1 protein-coding gene is annotated in these 1,143 nt (G+C 69.1%); it reads left to right on the top strand.

Annotation, left to right across the window (positions count from 1 at the left end; translation table 11 throughout):
- A partial coding sequence (locus tag I8J34_RS24085; protein WP_214364168.1) for a type VI secretion system Vgr family protein occupies positions 1-1,143 on the top strand: 1,143 nt, incomplete at both ends.

Below are 1,143 nucleotides of genomic sequence, written 5' to 3'. Positions count from 1 at the left end.
CACCTGGGTGCGCGTCGCCGAGTGGCTGGCCGGCCCCAACTGGGGTAGCCACTTCCTCCCCCGCATCGGCACCGATGTCCTGGTCGACTTCATCGGCGGCGATATCGACCGCCCGGTCATCGTCAGCCAGCTCTTCACCGGCGAAGACCTCCCCCCCTTCAGCGCCGGCGTCGATTCAAACGCCAACCATCCCGGCGTCTTGAGCGGCTGGACGAGCCACAACCACGACTCCGGCTTCAATCAATGGCTGGCCGACGACGCGCCCGGGCAACTGCGCACGCGCCTGGCCAGCAGCGCCACCAACGCCCAACTCGGCCTCGGCCATCTCATCCACCACGCCCCGCTCAGCGCTACTCGCGGCCCGTGGCGCGGCAGTGGCTTTGAACTTCGCACCGATGCCTGGCTGGCCGTGCGTGCCGGCGAGGGCCTGTTGCTGTCGGCCTCCGTGCGCAGCAACGCCATCAGCACCCAGATGGATGCCAGCGAGGCGCTCGCCCAATTGCGTGCCGCCGAACGCACCGCCAAAACCCTCTCCGATGCCGCCGGCCGCCAGGGCGCCCAAGCGCTGGCCGGCAACGGCGCACAAACCCGCTTCATCGACACCATCGATCCGGCCAAAGAGGGAAAGTACACCGCCGACGTCGGCGGGCAACCCGCACGCAAGGCCCAACCCGGTAGCCGCAGCCTGGGCGAGCCCGTCGAGCGCTTCGCCGATCCGGTCATCCTCGCCGAAGCACCCGACGACATCGGCCTCACCTCGCCGGCCAGCACCGTGTTCTTCGCCGCCGAGCACCTGCACGCCACCGTTCAGCACGACTGGCACCTGGCCGCCGCCCACACCCTCGGCACCACCGTCGGCCAAGCAGCAAGCTGGTTCAGCCACGCCGGCGGGATCAAATCCATCGCCGCCGCCGGCCGCCACACCCTCCAGGCCCATACCGACGCCCTCGACATCCTCGCCGACAAGGCCGCCACCTTCACCAGCTCGAACACCGAAATCCGCATCCTCGCCAAACGCCAGATCGTCCTCAAAGCCGGCCAAAGCTCGGTGACGCTCTCAGGCGCGGATATCACCTTCGCCTGCCCGGGCAAGTTCTCCGTCAAGGGTGGGGGGAATGCGTTTGAGGGGCCGGGACGGGGGGC

The organism is Denitromonas iodatirespirans, from assembly GCF_018524365.1.
In the GTDB taxonomy this organism is placed as follows: domain Bacteria; phylum Pseudomonadota; class Gammaproteobacteria; order Burkholderiales; family Rhodocyclaceae; genus Nitrogeniibacter; species Nitrogeniibacter iodatirespirans.
This window is presented reverse-complemented; position numbering and strand designations above follow the sequence as displayed.